This is a genomic window from Micromonospora sp. NPDC048170, from assembly GCF_040652795.1.
GTDB lineage: Bacteria > Actinomycetota > Actinomycetes > Mycobacteriales > Micromonosporaceae > Micromonospora.
Genome location: NZ_JBEZMR010000006.1, coordinates 65,766 through 82,237, shown reverse-complemented (window position 1 = coordinate 82,237; position 16,472 = coordinate 65,766). Strand labels below are relative to the sequence as shown.

The 16,472-nt window shown below is 74.0% G+C and carries 18 protein-coding genes and 1 riboswitch; of the genes, 10 read left to right on the top strand and 8 right to left on the bottom strand.

What is annotated here, in order from left to right; genetic code table 11:
* Positions 1–108: 108 nt before the first annotated feature.
* Positions 109–516 (bottom strand): four-helix bundle copper-binding protein, encoded by a 408-nt coding sequence (locus tag AB0D32_RS12220; protein WP_357088316.1) that lies wholly within the window; start codon positions 514–516, stop codon positions 109–111.
* 184 nt (positions 517–700) lie between these two features.
* Between AB0D32_RS12220 and yidD the strand changes: the two genes are divergently transcribed.
* The 5 genes from yidD to AB0D32_RS12195 all read left to right on the top strand — a co-directional run bounded on the left by yidD (position 701) and on the right by AB0D32_RS12195 (position 4,848).
* Positions 701–1,090, top strand: a complete 390-nt coding sequence (yidD, locus tag AB0D32_RS12215; RefSeq protein WP_357088312.1) for a membrane protein insertion efficiency factor YidD — start codon at positions 701–703, stop codon at positions 1,088–1,090.
* Between the two features lie 48 nt (positions 1,091–1,138).
* Positions 1,139–1,594 (top strand): ATP-binding protein, encoded by a 456-nt coding sequence (locus AB0D32_RS12210; protein WP_357088309.1) that lies wholly within the window; start codon positions 1,139–1,141, stop codon positions 1,592–1,594.
* Between the two features lie 96 nt (positions 1,595–1,690).
* Complete coding sequence (locus AB0D32_RS12205; RefSeq protein ID WP_357088305.1) at positions 1,691–2,524, top strand: MEDS domain-containing protein; 834 nt, start codon at positions 1,691–1,693, stop codon at positions 2,522–2,524.
* The gene (locus AB0D32_RS12200; protein WP_357088302.1) at positions 2,521–3,480 is read left to right on the top strand and encodes a sensor histidine kinase; all 960 of its coding nucleotides are present in this window, start codon (positions 2,521–2,523) and stop codon (positions 3,478–3,480) included. Before AB0D32_RS12205 ends, AB0D32_RS12200 begins: the two co-directional genes overlap by 4 nt.
* A 129-nt stretch (positions 3,481–3,609) precedes the next feature.
* Positions 3,610–4,848, top strand: coding sequence for a DUF2786 domain-containing protein (locus AB0D32_RS12195; protein WP_357088299.1), 1,239 nt, complete (start codon positions 3,610–3,612; stop codon positions 4,846–4,848).
* Between the two features lie 390 nt (positions 4,849–5,238).
* On the opposite strand, the gene AB0D32_RS12190 is transcribed toward AB0D32_RS12195, so the two are convergent.
* From AB0D32_RS12190 to AB0D32_RS12175, 4 genes are all read right to left on the bottom strand, one after another.
* Positions 5,239–5,412: a CsbD family protein gene (locus AB0D32_RS12190; RefSeq protein WP_357088297.1), complete on the bottom strand. Its 174-nt coding sequence runs from the start codon at positions 5,410–5,412 to the stop codon at positions 5,239–5,241.
* Between the two features lie 151 nt (positions 5,413–5,563).
* Positions 5,564–7,822 (bottom strand): heavy metal translocating P-type ATPase, encoded by a 2,259-nt coding sequence (locus tag AB0D32_RS12185; RefSeq protein WP_357088294.1) that lies wholly within the window; start codon positions 7,820–7,822, stop codon positions 5,564–5,566.
* Positions 7,823–7,832: 10 nt separating this feature from the next.
* Positions 7,833–8,831 (bottom strand): hypothetical protein, encoded by a 999-nt coding sequence (locus tag AB0D32_RS12180; protein ID WP_357088292.1) that lies wholly within the window; start codon positions 8,829–8,831, stop codon positions 7,833–7,835.
* Positions 8,832–8,859: 28 nt separating this feature from the next.
* Positions 8,860–9,069 carry a heavy-metal-associated domain-containing protein gene (locus AB0D32_RS12175; RefSeq protein ID WP_357088290.1) on the bottom strand — a complete coding sequence of 70 codons (210 nt, stop codon included), beginning with the start codon at positions 9,067–9,069 and terminating at the stop codon, positions 8,860–8,862.
* Positions 9,070–9,218: 149 nt separating this feature from the next.
* Here AB0D32_RS12175 and AB0D32_RS12170 point away from each other — a divergent pair, with 149 nt between their 5' ends.
* Positions 9,219–9,521 carry a metal-sensitive transcriptional regulator gene (locus AB0D32_RS12170; protein WP_089002271.1) on the top strand — a complete coding sequence of 101 codons (303 nt, stop codon included), beginning with the start codon at positions 9,219–9,221 and terminating at the stop codon, positions 9,519–9,521.
* 88 nt (positions 9,522–9,609) lie between these two features.
* Here AB0D32_RS12170 and AB0D32_RS12165 read toward each other — a convergent pair whose 3' ends face one another.
* Positions 9,610–10,242, bottom strand: coding sequence for a DUF305 domain-containing protein (locus AB0D32_RS12165; RefSeq protein ID WP_357088287.1), 633 nt, complete (start codon positions 10,240–10,242; stop codon positions 9,610–9,612).
* A gap of 79 nt (positions 10,243–10,321) precedes the next feature.
* On the bottom strand, positions 10,322–10,822 hold the full coding sequence (locus AB0D32_RS12160; protein WP_357088285.1) for a hypothetical protein: 501 nt from the start codon (positions 10,820–10,822) through the stop codon (positions 10,322–10,324).
* Positions 10,823–11,042: 220 nt separating this feature from the next.
* On the opposite strand from AB0D32_RS12160, the gene AB0D32_RS12155 reads away from it, so the two are divergent.
* Positions 11,043–12,395: a YibE/F family protein gene (locus AB0D32_RS12155; RefSeq protein WP_357088283.1), complete on the top strand. Its 1,353-nt coding sequence runs from the start codon at positions 11,043–11,045 to the stop codon at positions 12,393–12,395.
* 166 nt (positions 12,396–12,561) lie between these two features.
* A riboswitch (cyclic di-AMP (ydaO/yuaA leader) is annotated at positions 12,562–12,693 on the top strand.
* Positions 12,694–12,696: 3 nt separating this feature from the next.
* Entirely contained in the window at positions 12,697–13,713 is a 1,017-nt protein-coding gene (locus tag AB0D32_RS12150) for a hypothetical protein (RefSeq protein ID WP_357088280.1), read from the top strand.
* Positions 13,714–13,794: 81 nt separating this feature from the next.
* Here the strand turns inward: AB0D32_RS12150 and AB0D32_RS12145 are convergent, their stop codons facing one another.
* A complete protein-coding gene (locus tag AB0D32_RS12145; RefSeq protein ID WP_357088278.1) occupies positions 13,795–14,547 on the bottom strand; it encodes a carbonic anhydrase in 753 nt (250 codons plus the stop codon).
* Between the two features lie 212 nt (positions 14,548–14,759).
* Between AB0D32_RS12145 and AB0D32_RS12140 the strand changes: the two genes are divergently transcribed.
* Together AB0D32_RS12140 and mycP are read left to right on the top strand one after the other, a co-directional pair.
* Positions 14,760–15,101, top strand: a complete 342-nt coding sequence (locus AB0D32_RS12140) for a MarR family winged helix-turn-helix transcriptional regulator (protein WP_357088276.1) — start codon at positions 14,760–14,762, stop codon at positions 15,099–15,101.
* Positions 15,102–15,193: 92 nt separating this feature from the next.
* Positions 15,194–16,441, top strand: coding sequence for a type VII secretion-associated serine protease mycosin (gene mycP, locus AB0D32_RS12135; RefSeq protein ID WP_357088272.1), 1,248 nt, complete (start codon positions 15,194–15,196; stop codon positions 16,439–16,441).
* Positions 16,442–16,472: the final 31 nt, after the last annotated feature.

Genomic DNA, 16,472 nt, shown 5'->3' with positions numbered 1-16,472 from the left:
GGCCATTGCCCGACATGTCGCGTGCGCCGACCGCGCCACGACGGACCGGCGCCGGCACCCCGTGCGGGGTGCCGGCGCCGGTCCGCGTACGGCAGGTCTCCGGAAGCGTCAGCTCATGGTGGCGAGGAGCTCACGACAGGCCTTCTCGCACGCGCGGCAGGCGTCGGCGCAGACCCGGCAGTGCTCGTGCATGCCCGCGTGACCCGCGCACTCGTCACCGCAGGACCTACAGGCGACGGCGCACGCCTCCAGCAGGCTGCGGCTGATGTTGGCGTCGTAGCCGGTGTGCCGGGACAACACCCGGGCGGTCGTCGTGCAGATGTCCGCGCAGTCCAGATTGGTCCGTACGCACTTCGCCAGCTCGGCGACCATGTCCTCGCTCAGGCAGGCGTCGGCGCACGCGGTGCAGGCCTGGGCGCACGCGTTCAGGGCCTCGATCACGGCAGCCAGCCTGGCCCGGTCCAGATTGATCGACTTGGGGTACGTCTCGAGCATCGGCATCGTGGTGCTGGGCACGGCGTTCTCCTCTCGGTCGTTGTCTGTTCACTACCCGCGACAGGTGTCCGCATGCGGCTTTTCCGACGACTCGTGGCCGTCCGGTCCCGCATCGACCGGGCGGGCCGCCGCGTCCGGGTCCCACCGACCGGCCCGGTCAGGGGGTGGCGGCGCGCCGGCTGTGGCGCTGACCGATGATCGCCCCATGTTCAGGCGCATCTGGGAGACGGCCCGCGAGAACCGCCGGCAGCAGGACCTCATGGCGAAGTCGAAGGCGAAGTCGAGGAACCCCGACGGCTGCTGCGACTGTTGCGACCTGGGCCTGTTCTCCACCCTGCTGATGGTCGGCTCGGCGACGGCCGCGGCGACCCGTGCGCCGGCGCTGGACCGGGCGGGGGTCGCGGCGATCCGGGGCTACCGCCGGTGGCTGTCGCCGCACTGGCCGGGGCGGTGCCGGTTCACCCCCACGTGCGGGGCGTACGGGTTGACCGCGGTGGAACGGCACGGCCTGGCGGTGGGGGGCCGGATGGCCGCCGAGCGGGTGCGTCGCTGCCGCCCGGGGGTGGCGCGTGGCACCCACGACCCGGTGCGCTGACCCGTCCGTCGTGGCGTGAGCCGCCCGGAGATCGGGTACAGCGAGTCAATGGGTCAGCTGAGCAGTTCCCCACCACCACCACAGTCCAGCGAGCTACGGCGGTGGACGTTGTCGGAGGCGGCGGACCTGCGCGCCCTGCGGGCGTCCCTGCACGAGGAACTGACCGGCGACGTGCTCGGTGAGGGCGAGGCCCTGGAGGAGGTCCCCGAGCTCGTCGCGCTGATCGCCACGGAGCTCGCCACGAACGCCCTGCGCCACGGGATCCCGCCGACCATCGTCCGGCTGCTCGCCACCGACGACCACCTCATCCTCGACGTCGCCGACCACGACCTGGGCTCCCTGCCGGAGCTGGCCGAGGCCCGGCCCGTCGGCGACGGCGGGCGCGGCCTGGAGTTGGCCCGCGCCCTCTCCCTCGACGTCGGCTGGTACGCCACGGAGAACACCAAGAACATCTGGGCGTCCTTCCCCCGTTCCGCGCACCTCGACGGCGCGCGGAGCACCTGACGGCTGCCGGCCTGCGGGGCGCCGGAATCCCGGCCAGGTCGGGGGCGTGGGCCTCGTCTCCACACGGCCTACACTCGTTGTCGTGAGGCAACCAGCGTGATCAGCAGAGAGCGGCAGGCCGTGCCGGGTGGTCACGTGTGCTGGACGTACGACGACCCGGAGTCCCTCGCCGACCAGGCGGAGCGCCACCTGGCCGCGAGCCTCGCCGCCGGCGAGCGTTTCTGGTACATCACCCCACAGCCCTCGGACCAGGTGGCCGAGCGGCTGCGCGCCCTGCCGGACTTCGCCGCCGCCGCGCGCCGGGGAGCCGCCGCCGTGGTACCCCTGGTCGCGACCTACTCGCCCGAGCACGTCGTCGACCCGGCGACGCAGGTCGCGGCCTATGCCGCCGCCACCGACGAGGCGCTGGCCGCCGGCCACACCGGGCTGCGCGTGGTCGCGGAGGCCACCGAGCTGGTCCGCACCCCGGCCAAGCTGGACGTCTTCACCCGCTACGAGCACCAGATCGACCGCTACATGCGCACCCGGCCGTTCGCGGCCATGTGCGCCTACCACCGGCCGACGCTGGGCGACCGGGCGGTCACCGAGCTGGCCTGCATGCATCCGCAGACCAATGTCGAGGGCCTGCTGTTCCGGTTGTACGCGGTGGCGCCCGAAGACGGGCACGCCGCGCTGGCCGGCGAGCTGGACATGTCGAACCACGAGCTGTTCCGCACCGCCCTGGACCGCGCCGACCTGCGGCCCACCGACGGCGAGCTGGTGCTGTCGGCCGCCGACCTGCGCTTCCTGGACCACCGCGCCCTCACCCACCTGGCCGAGTACGCGCGCCAACGCGGCGCGACCGCCGTGCTGCGCACTCCCCGCTCGTCCGCGGCCCGACTGGTGGACCTGCTGGAGCTGCCCGGGGTCCGGGTCGAGGTCACGCCATGAGGACCGGCGCGGCAGCCGGGCACCACGGCTACTACCACGAGGCGATCCGCTACGCCTCCGACGACGAACTGCTCGCGGTGGTGGTGCCGTTCCTGCTCGGCGGCGCCGAGGCGGGCGAGCCGACCTTCGTGGCCCTGGGCGAGCGCACCGGCGGGCTGGTCCGCTCGGCACTGCCGGCCGGTGCCCCGGTCCAGTTCCTCTCGGGCGGCGACGTCTACGCCCGGCCCGCCGGGGCCATCCGGTCCTACCGCCAACTCCTCGCCGAGCAGCTGGCCGCCGGTGCCGGGCAGATCCGGATCGTCGGCGAGATGCCCCCGGCCTCGTTCGGCGCGACCTGGGACTGGTGGGCCCGCTACGAGTCGGCGATCAACCACGCGTACGACGAGTTCCCACTGTGGAGCATGTGCGCGTACGACACCCGGATCACACCGCCGTGGGTCATGGCGGACGTGGCCCGGACACACCCCCGGTTCGCCACCGCCGACGGGCGGCACGTGCCCAGCCCGACCTGGACCCCGCCCGCGGAGTACCTGCGGGAGAACCGCCCGATCGTGGCCGACCCCGCCCAGGCGCAGCCGCCGGCCGTCGAGCTGGTCGACCCGACGGCCGCCGAGGCGCGCGCCGCCGTACGCAAGGCCGACCACGGCCAGGTGCCCGTCGACGAGGTGGAGGATCTCGTCGTCGCGGTCAGCGAGATCGTCACCAACGCGCTGCGCCACGGCCGGCCGCCGGTCCGGCTACGCGTCTGGGCCGGCGACGACCGCATCCTGGCGACGGTCAGCGACGGCGGCGAGGGGCCGGGCGACCCGTTCTGCGGGCTGCTCCCCGCGTCCGACGGCACCCCGGGCGGGCTCGGTGTGTGGATCACCTACCAGTCCTGCAACCACGTGACCTGGCAGCGCGGCGACGACGGCTTCGTGCTGCGGCTGACGGCCGGAAACACGTACGTCGGCTGACTGACGGCCTCGCGCGCCGGTGGCACCGGTCACGACCGGCGGACGGCGGACCGGCCCGGGGGTACCTTCGGCGGGCGGGCGACGATCGTTTCCCGGCGCGGAAGAAGCAGACCCCAGGAGGACGCGGCCGTGCCGGACGCCGAGGAACTGATCAACGACGCGCTCGCGGCGGTGCGCGGCACCGACGTACGCCTCGCGGAGCGGCAGCTGGACCGGCTGATGATCGGAACGGGCGCCGCGGACGGCCAGGCGGCGGTGGACGGCGCGCTCCTGCACCGCCTGGCCCGGGGCGTCGGCCGGCTCGCGCAGCGCGGTTGGCAGCCGGTCGACCTGGCCCGGCTCGCCGCCCGCCGGCTCGACCCCCGCGCGGCCGGGCTGGTCGCCGACGCGCTCGCCGCGCAGCGCCGCGACCTGACCGGGCCGGTGCCACCGTGGTGGGACGACCAGCTCCGCGACCTGGGCGCGGCGGTCTGGTGGGACGCCGACGAGGGCCACCTGGCCGCCTGGTCGGCCCGCGCCGGGTGCGACCGGTTCACCGCGCTGCGGGCGGCGGTCGACGCGCTGGCCCTCGTCGAGGGGCTCCCGCCGGTCGCCGTGCTGCGACCGCCACCCGGCGCGTCCGTGGCCGACGTCGCACGTGACGGGTCGGGCAGCGGCTCCCGGATGCTCGGCCGGGTGCGGGCGCTGCTGGCCAAGGCGGAGTCGACCACCTACCCGGCCGAGGCGGAGGCGCTAACCGGCAAGGCGCAGGAACTGATCGCCCGGCACAGCATCGACCAGGCGCTGCTGGCCGGCGTCGCCGAGCCCGCCGACCGACCCGGTGGGGTGCGCCTCGGCACCGAGCCCCCGTACGCGGGCGCGAAGGCGCTGCTGGCGCAGGAGGTGGCGGCGGCGAACCGCTGCGAGGCCGTCTGGTCCGACGACCTCGGCTTCACCACCGTGTTGGGCTGGCCGGCCGACCTGGAGGCCGTCGAGCTGCTCTACACCTCGCTGCTGGTGCAGGCCACCGCCGCGATGCTGCGCGGTCGGGGCGAACGGCGTACCAAGGGCGCCGGCCGGCGGACCCGGGACTACGACGAGTCGTTCCTCAACGCCTTCGCGCTGCGGATCGGCGAGCGGCTACGGGCCGCCACCGACACGGCCGACCAGGAGGCGGCGGCGCAGGCCGGGCCGGAACGGCTGCTACCGGTGCTCGCCACCCGCGCCGAGGCGGTACGCGAACGCGTCGACGCGCTCTTCCCCGGCGTCACCCGCTCCCGGCTCACCATCCGGGACGCCGACGGCTGGTCGTCGGGCACCTCCGCCGCCGACCGCGCCTCCCTCGGTGCCGGCCCTGCCCCGAAACGCCAGGTACGCGGCCGGCGCTGACCGCTCGCCAGCGGCGCGACGGTGTTGGCGGCGGTCGTGGCGACCGGGGACGGGCTCGGGGTGGCGCTCGCCGGGACCGTCGGGCTCGGTGGGGACTCGCCGGTCGCGGCGGCCTTCTCCTGCACGGTCTCCTGGCACCCCATGGCCAGCACCCCGAGGGCCACCGCGGCGGCGGCGCGCCGCGCGTACACGACGGATCGGGACACGGGAGACCTTCCGTTCGGGTCTCGGCCACCCCTGTGGACGGCACGGGTTCGACCGGTGCCGGGGCGACAGGACGTCGTCCTGCAAACGAGTGGTGCCGCCCGGGGGACACGTCGGCCGCCCCGGACCGGTACGCCTTCCGCCGGGCCGGCTCTCGGCCGGCCCGGCGGTGCTCGCGTACGCGGGTCAGCTCCTGAAGGCGTCCTTGATCTTCTCGCCGGCCTGCTTCAGCTTGGCGCCCGCCTGCTCGTTGCGCCCCTCGGCCTCGAGCCGCTCGTTGTCGGTGGCCCGGCCGGCGCCCTCCTTCAGCTTGCCGGCGGCGTTCTCGGACGCGTTATTGATCTTGTCGTCGTAACCCATGTCAACCTCCCGATCAGCGGTGCCGGTACGCCCCCGATGTACCCCGCCCGGCCGCCGCCCAACCGCCCCGGTGACCGAGCGTCAGCGATCCACCGGCAGCGCACCGTGCCGCCCGGCCCGTCGAGGGGCCGGGCGGCACGGGGTGGAAGGGTCAGGCGACCGAGCGGAAGCCACGCAGCCGGAGGCTGTTGGCGACCACGAAGACCGAGGAGAAGGCCATCGCGGCACCGGCGATCATCGGGCTCAGCAGGCCGGCGGCGGCCAGCGGCAGGGCCGCCACGTTGTAGGCGAAGGCCCAGAACAGGTTGCCCTTGATGATGCCGAGGGTGCGCCGGGCGAGCCGGATCGCGTCCGCGGCGGCCATCAGGTCGCCCCGGACCAGGGTCAGGTCGGATGCCTCGATCGCCACGTCCGTGCCGGTGCCCATGGCCAGGCCGAGGTCGGCCTGGGCCAGCGCGGCGGCGTCGTTGATCCCGTCGCCGACCATCGCCACCACCCGTCCCTCGTCCTGGAGCCGCCGCACGACGTCGACCTTGTCGGCGGGCAGCACCTCGGCGATCACCTCGTCGATGCCCACTTCGGCCGCCACCGCGCGGGCGACGGTGGTGTTGTCGCCGGTCAGCAGGATCGGGGTCAGGCCGAGCGTGCGGAGCTGTGCGACCGCCGCCCGGCTCGTCGGCTTGACCACGTCGGCCACCGCGAGGATCCCGCGGGCGCGGCCGTCCCAGCCGGCCAGCACCGCCGTCCGTCCCTCGGTCTCCGCCGTGCTCGCTGCCCGCTCGATCTCCTCCGGTACGTCGAGACCGCGCTCGCGCAGCAGCCGGAGCCGGCCCACCAGCACCTCCCGGCCGTCGACCGTCCCGCTCACGCCGAGCCCCTCGGAGTTGGCGAAGCCGGTCACCGGGGGCAGCGCGCCCGCCTCGGCCGCCCCGGCGGCGATCGCCTGGGCGATCGGGTGCTCGGACGCGGCCTCCAGCGCCCCGGCGAGCCGGAGCAACTCGGCGCGGTCCTCGCCGGTCGCCGGGACCACGTCCACCAGGGTCATCCGGCCGGTGGTGACGGTGCCGGTCTTGTCCAGCACGACGGTGTCCACCTGCTTCGTGGACTCCAGCACCTCCGGTCCCTTGATCAGGACGCCGAGCTGCGCGCCCCGGCCGGTGCCGACCAGCAGGGCGGTCGGCGTGGCCAGCCCGAGGGCGCACGGGCAGGCGATGATCAGCACCGCCACGGCGGCGGTGAACGCGGCGGTGGCGCCCGACCCGCTGCCGAGCCACCAGCCGAGGGTGCCCACCGCGAGGGTGATCACGATCGGCACGAAGACGCCGGAGATCCGGTCGGCCAGCCGCTGCACGGCCGCCTTGCCGGTCTGCGCCTGCTCGACCAGCCGGGCCATCTGGGCCAGCTGGGTGTCGCCACCGATCCGGGTGGCGGTGACCACCAGCCGGCCGCCCGCGTTGACGGTCGCGCCGACCACGGGGTCGCCCGGACCGACCTCGACCGGGACGGACTCGCCGGTGAGCATGCTGGCGTCGACCGCCGACGTGCCCTCGTCGACGACGCCGTCCGTGGCGATCTTCTCGCCGGGGCGGACCACGAACCGGTCCCCCACGGCGAGCTGGTCCACCGGGATCCGGGTCTCCGTGCCGTCACGCAGCACCGCGACGTCCTTGGCGCCCAGCTCGAGCAGGGCGCGCAGGGCCGCGCCGGCGGTCCGCTTCGCCCGCGCCTCGAAGTAGCGGCCGGCGAGGATGAACAACGTCACCCCGGCCGCCGCCTCCAGGTAGATGTTGCCGGCGCCGTCGGTGCGGTCGATGGCGAGGGTGAAGGGGTGGGTCATTCCCGGCGTCCCGGCGGTGCCGAGGAAGAGCGCCCAGACCGACCAGCCCAACGCGGCCAGGGTGCCGAGCGACACCAGGGTGTCCATGGTCGCCGCGCCGTGCCGCAGGTTGATCCAGGCCGCCCGGTGGAAGGGCAGACCGCCGTAGACCACGACCGGGGCGGCCAGGGTCAGCGACAGCCACTGCCAGAAGTCGAACTGCCAGGCGGGCACCATCGCCAGCGCGATCACCGGCACGGTGAGCACGGCCGAGACCCACAGCCGGGTACGCAGACCACGCAGTTCGTCCACCGGCTCAGCCGCGGCCGGCTCGCCGCCGGCAGGCGTGGGCGGGGGCGGCAGGACTGCGGTGTAGCCCGTCTTCTCCACCGTGGCGATCAGGTCGTCCGGGGTGACCTCGTCGGCGTACCGGACGGTGGCCTTCTCGGTGGCGTAGTTGACGGTGGCGGTCACCCCGTCCATCCGGTTCAGCTTCTTCTCGATCCGGTTGGCGCAGGAGGCGCAGGTCATCCCGCCGATTGCCAGCTCGATCTGGTTCGGCGCGTACGGCAGGGGCTTGCTGCTGGTCGTCATCACGGTCCCGTCAGTCGTGCCCGTGACCGGGGACGCCGTGGCTGGCGTCGGCGGTCGGGGGGTTCGTGGCGGCGGGTGTGCTCGCCGCCGGGGCGCCCGTCGCGGCCGGGGCGCTCGCCCCGGTCGGACTGCCGGCCACGACGGTGAACTCGGCGGTACGCACCACGCCGCCGTGCTTGAAGTCGAGGTAGAGCCGGTAGGCGCCGGCCGACGGCACCTCGGCGGAGAAGCTCACCTCGGGGCCGGGCCTGGTCCGCCCGTCACCCGGCTCGCCGTTCGGGTGCACGTGCAGGTACGCCAGGTCGCCCTGGCGCAGCGCCACCAGGTGGCCGTACGCGCCGAGGTAGGCCTCCAGGTCGGTGACCGGTGCGCCGTCGCGGCTCACGGTCAGGGTCAGCTCGGCGGTGCGGCCGGGCTGCGGGGCGCCGGCGAGGGTGACGGTGTAGCCGTCGACCGTCGTGCTGGCCGCCGGGGCGGGCAGGGGTCGTTCGGTCAGCGTGCCGGGGACGGTCACGTCGACGCCGAGGGTCAGCGCCTCGCCCCCGGTCGGGGTGAAGTCGGCGAACGCCCGCCAGACACCGGGCCCGCCGAGCGGCGTGTCGACCTGCCAGGTGCCGTCCGGCTGCATCTCCGGGTGCACGTGCCGGAAGCCGGAGAGGTCGCGGCGGGCCACGATCAGGTGCATGCGCTTGTCGTGCGCCACGTCGTACGCGGTGACCGCCCGGCCGTCCGGGCCGGTGACCTGGAAGGCGAACTGCCCGGCCGGTGCGCCGACCGGGCGGAGGGTGTACCCGCGGTCGGAGACGAGCAGGCCGCCGGGCAGGTGTGCCGCCGCGCCGTTGTCGCCCCCGTGTCCGGCCTCGCCGTCGTTCCCGTGACCGCCGGTGGCGTCATGCGGGGCTTCGACGGGCGGCGCCACGGGGTCGGCCACCCGGCCGACCCCGTACGTCGCGCCGAACACCACTGCGAGGCCGAGGGCGAAACCGCTCAGCTTCGTCGCCGTGTTCATGGTGTTCCTCGTTTCCCCGTGCTCGCCGTCAGGCGCCGACGAGGTCGTAACCGGCCTCGTCGACGGCGGCGCGCACAGTGTCGGTTTCCAACGGGCCCTCGCTGGTGACGGTGACCCGACCGGCGGCGACGTCGACCTGGACGTCGCTGACGCCCGGGATCGCGCCCACCTCGTTGCTGACCGAGGTGGCGCAGTGCCCGCAGGTCATGCCCTGCACCTGGTACGTCGTGGTGATCATCGGACTCTCCTCTCGACGCCTCCAGCCTATACCCCCGGGGGGTAAGCAGGAGGCAGACCGGCGCCTGCTCTCCGTACCGGTACCCCGTGGGGGTATCCGGCCAGGGACGACACTACCATACCCCCGAGGGGTACGGTATCCTCGAACCCATGACCACACCGACGCCCACCCCGACCAGGGGCTACACCGCAACCAAGGATCAGCTGCTCGCGCGGTTGCGCCGCGTCGAGGGACAGGTCCGTGGCATCGAGAAGATGGTCGACGACGACCGCTACTGCATCGACGTGCTCACCCAGATCTCCGCGATCCAGGCCGCCCTGGACAAGGTCGCGCTCGGCCTGCTCGACGGGCACGCGCGGCACTGTATGCACGAGGGTGCGGCCGAGGGCCGTGCCGACGAGATGGCCACCGAGATGATGGCCGCCGTCGGCCGGCTGATGAAGCGCGGCTGATCCGGCGGGACCGCCGCCCGGCCGCGCCCGTCGAGGCTCGGGTGCGGCGCCCCGGCGCCCCCTGGACGGGGACGCCGGGGCGGCCGGGTCAGAACCGACCGAGGATCTTCTTCATCGTGTCGATCTCGGCCTGCTGGCTGCTGACGATCTGCCCGGCCATGGCCTTGGCCTCCGCGTTCACGCCCCGGGCGAGCTCGTCCCGGGCCATGGTGACCGCGCCCTCGTGGTGGGCGATCATCAAGGTCAGGAACTGCTTGTCGAACTCCCGGCCGGAGGCCGCCGCCAGCTTCTTCATGTCGGCGTCGGACATCATGCCGGGCATCCCGCCATGGTCCATGTGCGGCATCTCGGCGCCCGGCGACGGCACCGGCCGCCCCCAGGCCGCCAGCCAGCCGCTCATGGTCGCGATCTCGGGTGCCTGAGCCGCCTTGATCTCCGCGGCGAGCTTCTTGACCTCCGGATCCGCCGCCCGAGTCTCGGCCAGGTCCGCCATCTCCACCGCCTGCCGGTGGTGCGGGATCATCATCTGGGCGAACATCGCGTCGGCGTCGCCGAACGTTGCCGCCCCGCTGGCGGTGGCGGACGGCCCGCCGGTGCCGGGCGTGCCGTGTCCCATGTTCGGGGACGAGTGGTCGTCGCTGCCGCAGGCGGTCAGGGCGAGGGCGGCGGTCAGGGCGGCGCCGGCCAGGGCGGCACGGCGCGCAAGGGTACGAGTGGTCACGTCTGGGCCTTTCGGTGTCGAAACGTACGCAGCACGACGAGGACGCGGAACGGCGTGGACCGGACCGCGGCCGGGCGTCCTACCTACGCAGCACCGCGACCGTGGCGAGCCGCAGGCCGACCGGCAAGGGCGGCGGGGCCCGGGGCGACGGGAAGGAGCCGACCGAGTCGCGCCCCGACGGGCCGACGGCGCGTACGCCGGTCGACAGCAGCGCGGCGACCAGCAGCGGGGCCGCGAAGGCACCCAGCACGGCCAGGCACACGCCCCACCCGGGCAGTTCTCCGCCCGTGTCGCCGAACGGCAGGAGCCGATCGGACGCGCAGCCACCGGGACAGCCCGCAACGGCCGGAAAGGCCGCCATCGCGGCGTACGCGAGGGTGGTGTCGTGGCGGGGCGGCATCGACGCGTCCGCCCCGTCTGCGTGCGGATCGGGCGCGGCCACGGCGTGTGCGGACGCCTCGGCGGTATGCCCCGTCGCGTGCGAGTCGTGGCCGATGGTGTGCATCGCGGCCAGACCGAGCAGCGTGCAGACGAGCAGCAGGAGTCGGACCCCCCATGCCGCCGTCACCGTCGTCCGCACACCCGACACGCTAGCGTGTCGACCCGTTTGTACGGAAAGCACCGGGCCACACGGCACCTGAACAGGCGGCACCGGCGGCGGGCGTCCAGCGGTCCGCGCCCCGACACCGCCCCGCACGACCTGCGCCCGGATGCCGGGGTGACTACCATTCGGCCGGTGGCCCTCCGGATTCCACATCGGCCGGCACGCACCCCGCCCTGGATTCGTTGGGAGACACTCGATGGGCGCCGACCACACCCGTCCCGCTCCGTCCGCCCCGCCAGGGGTACGGCGGATCCTCGTCGCGACGGTGGTCCCCCTCTTCGTCGCCACGCTGATCGCGGCCCTGGTGCTGTGGCCGTGGGACGCGCCGGATCCTGCGGACGGCCCCGAGTCACCCCGTTACCACGGCACGGTGACGCGGGTGGTGACGGAGCCGTGTCCGCCGGCCCAGGAGACCCCGGAGGGGAGCCCGGGCGCGGCGCAGGGCCCTTGTGGCACGGTCACGGTGCGGGTGGACGACGGCCCCGACGCCGGCCGACAGGTTCAGACACCGGTGCCCGCCGGCCCCGGTGCGCCGACCGTCGCCGTGGACGACGAGATCATCCTGGTCGAGCTCACCGACCCCGCCGATCCCACGGCCAGCACCTACAACATCGCGGAGCACCAGCGCGGCAAGCCGCTGGTCTGGCTGGTGGTGCTCTTCGCTGCCGCGATCGTCGCCTTCGGGCGGTGGCGCGGGCTGGCCGCCCTGGCCGGCCTGGCGGCGAGCTTCGCCATCCTGCTGACGTTCGTGCTGCCCGGCATCAGCGCCGGGAGCCCGCCGCTGCTGGTCGCGGTCGTCGGCGCCGCCCTGATCATGTTCGTGGTGCTCTACCTCACCCACGGTGTCACCGCGCAGACCTCGGTGGCCGTGCTCGGCACGTTGGGCAGCCTGGTGCTGACCGGCGTCCTCGGCACGATCGCCACCGCCGCGACCCACCTGACCGGGTTCGGCAGCGAGGACGCCACCACGTTGTCGATGTACCAGGCCGACGTCGACCTGCACGGCCTGTTGCTGGCCGGGATCATCATCGGCTCCCTCGGCGTGCTCGACGACGTCACGGTCACCCAGGCCGCCACGGTCACCGAGCTGGCGCACGCCAATCCCGGGCTGTCCCGGGTGCAGCTCTACCGGGCGGCGACCCGGGTCGGCCGGGCACACATCGCCTCGACGGTGAACACCATCGTGCTGGCGTACGCCGGCGCCTCGCTGCCGGTGCTGCTCCTGCTGACCGCCGATTCGCGGGCGGTGACCCAGATCCTCACCAGCGAGTTCCTGGCGCAGGAGATCGTCCGCAGCGCGGTCGCGACCCTGGGCCTGATCGCCGCCGTGCCACTGACCACGGGGCTGGCGGCCGTGGTGACCACGGCCGGCCGGCGCGGCGGTGACGCCACCGACGCCACCGTGCCCGCGCCCGCGCCGACGCCCCGGCCGGCGGTCGACCGGTCCGAGGCGCTGGAGGCACTCAGTGGGCCGCGGGCCGGAGACACATCGTCCGCCATCCCTGCCGGATGGCCCGACCGGGACAGGAGCACAGACACGGCATGGTGACACTCCTCAGCGTGACCGATCAGGACGTCCCACCTGATAGACGCGTCACTGGTCACCGTCCGCCATCACGAAATAACGCATTTAGTCGGCTTAGGGGCGTAGATCCCCGGGAGGGGTCTCAGGTAACCTCGCTGCCGGTCACCGCCGAAGGCGCGCAGCGGCGCCTGCGGTGCCGCCGCCCAATCGCCACCAGGCGAGCCGGGGACCCAGGTACGTGGGGTGAATCCGCGACAGCGGTAGGGGCCACTTCCGCCCCGAACCCGTCAGCTAACCCGGTCGGCGGTCGACGGAAGGGAAAACTGTGACGGCACCCCTACGCCGCTGGTTGACGCCCGTGGTGGCCGTGTTCGCCGCCCTGGCGGTCTTCGCCGGTCCTCTCCCGGCGATGGCCGCGCCCACCCCGCCCAAGCCCTCGGGCCACGGGGACGACGAGCCCAAACTGCTCGGCGACCTGATCGAGGCCCGGAACCGGGCCTACGTGCAGGCCCAGGCCAAGCTGAAGAAGTCGCAAGACCGCCAGACTGAGCTGGACCGGGAGTTCAGCCGGGCGCAGGCCGAGCTGGCGCTCCTGGCCCCGCAGGTGAGCCAGATCGCCGCCCAGTCGTACCGGACCGGGCGGATCGGCGCGGTGTCGATGCTGCTGGACACCGCCAGCCCCGACTCGTTCGTCCAGCGCGCCGCCGCCCTCGACGAACTCAATCTGGTCAACTCCAAGAAGCTCGCCGAGGTGAACGCGGTCAAGAACCGCGCCGAGCAGGCCAAGCTGGCGCTCGACGCCGAGGTCCGCGAGCAGCAGAAGCTCACGAACGAGTTGAACCGTGAAACGAAAGAGGCGAAGAAGGCGCTGGCGCTGGTCGGCGGCAACGGGCTGACCAAGGGCAAGGTGGTGGCCGAATCCCCGGTGGCCCGGATGGCGCCGGGCCGCACCGCCAACGGTGACTGGAAGCCGCTGTCCTGCACCGAGAACGACCCCACCACCTCCGGCTGCATCACCGCACGCACCCTGCACATGTACAACGAGGTCAAACGGGCCAAGTTCAACCGCTTCGTCGGTTGTTACCGCTCCGGTGGGCCGTACGAGCATCCGAAGGGCCGGGCGTGCGACTGGTCGCTCCAGCGCAGCGGCTTCTCCCCCTGGCACAACGACGACACCTTCATGTACGGCAACAACCTGACCGCGTTCCTGGTCCGAAACGCCGACCGGCTCGGCATCTACTACGTGATCTGGAACCGGCAGATCTGGTTCCCGGCGACGGGCTGGAGTTCCTACAGCGGCCCGTCCAACCACACCGACCACGTGCACGTGTCACTGCTCTAGTCGAGCCCGCACGGACCGGGCCGTCCCGCCCCTCGGCGGGACGGCCCGGTCTCGTCGTACGGGTGCCGTCAGCGGCTCGGGTCAGGCGAGCGCGGCGCTGGCCGACGGTTCCGGCCTGTCGACCGCGCCGACGGGCACCGCGGCCACCGTCCGCACCTCGCCGGCGGTCAGCCGGTACGACATGCCGACCACCCCGCAGCGGCCGGCCGCCACCTCCGCCGCGAGCACCTCGGATCGGCTCAGCATCGCCTCGACGGTGTACGCGATGTGGATGTCGACGATCCGGTCGATGTCGTCCACGCCCTCGGCGGCGGCCCGGCGCAGGCTGGGCACCACGGCGTCCACCACGGCGCACAGGTGCCCGGCCGGCGGGGTGCCGGTGGCGTCCGCCGTACGCGCCGCCTGGACGGCCCCGCAGGAGTCGTGCCCGAGCACCACCACCAGCGGCGTGCCCAGGACCGTCACGCCGTACTCCACGCTCCCCAGCACCTCGGGACCTATGGTGTGCCCGGCGGTGCGGACCACGAAGAGGTCGCCGAGGCCCCGGTCGAAGATGATCTCGGCGGCGAGCCGGGAGTCGGAGCAGCCGACGATCACCGCGAAGGGGTGCTGCCCGTCGGCGACCGCGGCGCGGTGCCCGGCGTCCTGGTTGGGGTGGCGCGGGGCGCCGGTCACGAACCGCCGGTTGCCGGCGAGCAGCTCGGCGAGTGCCTGCCCGGGATTCGCGGGAGCGACGGACGCGGTGCCGACATCGACGGGGGCTTCGCCCGTGGTCGACGCCGGGAGCGTCCGCTCCGGGCCCGGTTGAGTGCCTGGCGATCCGGGACGGCTCATCCGCCACCTCGCTTCCTCACGTGAACGGCCTGGTCACCCGGGCCGACGCTGGACGCGGGCTGCCATCACAGTCACACGCAGCGCAAGGTACGTCAAGGGATGCGTGATATGCATTTCATATGTTCGGCGGCCCCTTGTGCGGCAGCGGACGGCCCCTCGCACGCCCGCCGGCCACGAGGGCGCGAAGCCGAACCCGAAGCAGGGGCCATACGATGGCGGGCATGGCGACGACAGGGGAGAACGGGAGCACCCGCAACTGGACCTTCCTCACCAACCACGGGCACGTGCTGCTCGCCATCGCCCGCAACCCCACCGCCCGGCTACGCGACGTCGCCGACGAGGTGGGCGTCACCGAGCGGGCTGCCCAGGCGATCGTCGCCGACCTGGAGGCCGGCGGATACCTGAACCGCACCCGGGTGGGCCGACGCAACGAGTACACGCTCAACCCCGCCGGCCGGTTCCGGCACCCGGCCGAGGCGGACCGACAGGTCGGTGCCCTGCTCGCCCTCTTCGCCGACGAGCCGGAGCCGTCCGAGGCCGGCGAGCGCTCCTGACAGCCGAGGTCCCACGCGTCCACGGGGCGCTGCCACGACTCCGCCCGGAGGCGGTGGCACGCGCCCTCGGCCCACGGCGGTAATCTCACCGCGTGCGCGAGAGTTTCCGACCGGGCGGTCCCGGGCCGGCCCGCCGACCCGGGCGTGGTGCCCGCGCGGTCCTCTGTGGAGCGGCTGCGATCCTGCTCGGCACCACCGTCGTCGCTCCGTCGCCGGCCGCCGCGGCGGTCCCCGACTGCGGCCCTGACGGCGTCGCCGCCCCCGCCGAGATGCCGTGGCCGTTGCAGAGACTCGAACCCTCGGCGGCCTGGCGGATCTCCCGGGGTGCCGGCGTCACGGTGGCGGTCATCGACTCCGGCGTCTCCGCCAGCCACCCCGTCCTCAAGGGCCAGGTCAGGGTGGGCCGGGACTTCAACGGCCTGCCGCAGCAGGAGGGCCGCTGCGACGAGGCCGGGCACGGCACCATCGTCGCCGGCATCATCGCCGGGAAGGAGGGCACCGGCGCGTCGTTCAGCGGCATCGCGCCGCAGGCCAGGATCCTTCCCGTACGTGTACTGCCCAACACCAAGACCACCACCGACGAGGGGCTGCCCGGGCAGATCGCCGCCGCTATCCGCTGGTCGGTGCAGAACGGCGCCGACGTGATCAACCTGTCGCTGGTGACCCAGGACCGGCAGCAGCTCGCCGACGCCGTCCGCTACGCCCTCGACGAGGGGGTGGTCGTGGTGGCCGCCAGCGGCAACCGACAGGAGAACCAGCAGGACCGCCCCGCGTTCCCCGCCGCCTACCCCGGGGTGATCGCGGTCGCCGGGGTGGACGAGGCGGGCGGCCACGTCGGCAGCTCGGTGAGCGGAAACTACGTCGACGTCGCGGCGCCCGGGCTGAACATCCTCGGCCCGGCCCCCGGGGGCGAGGGCTACCTCTTCGAGCCGCAGGGCGGCACCAGCTTCGCCGCCGCGTACGTCTCCGGGGTGGCCGCGCTGGTCCGGGCCGCCCACCCCGGCCTCGGCCCGGAGCAGGTAGCCGACCGGCTGTTCCGGACGGCCGACAGCCCGCCCGAGGGAAAGAACGCCGAGGTCGGACACGGGGTTGTGAATCCGTACCGGGCGGTGGCGGGCCTGCTCGGCACCCGTACCGACCCGCCGGCCGGCGCGATGCCCCCGCCGCCCTCCACCGCGGACCCGCTGGCCTGGCAGGGCACCGTCGCGCTCTGGGTCGCCGCCGTCGGCGCGCTCATCGCCGGGCTGCTGCTCTCCGTCAAGCCGATCCTGATCCGCGGGCGGCGTCGGGGCTGGCGCCCGGGCCGCCGCCCGTCCGGGGCGGACGTCACCACCGGCTGACGCCCGTCCCGGTACCACCCCACCAGCGACA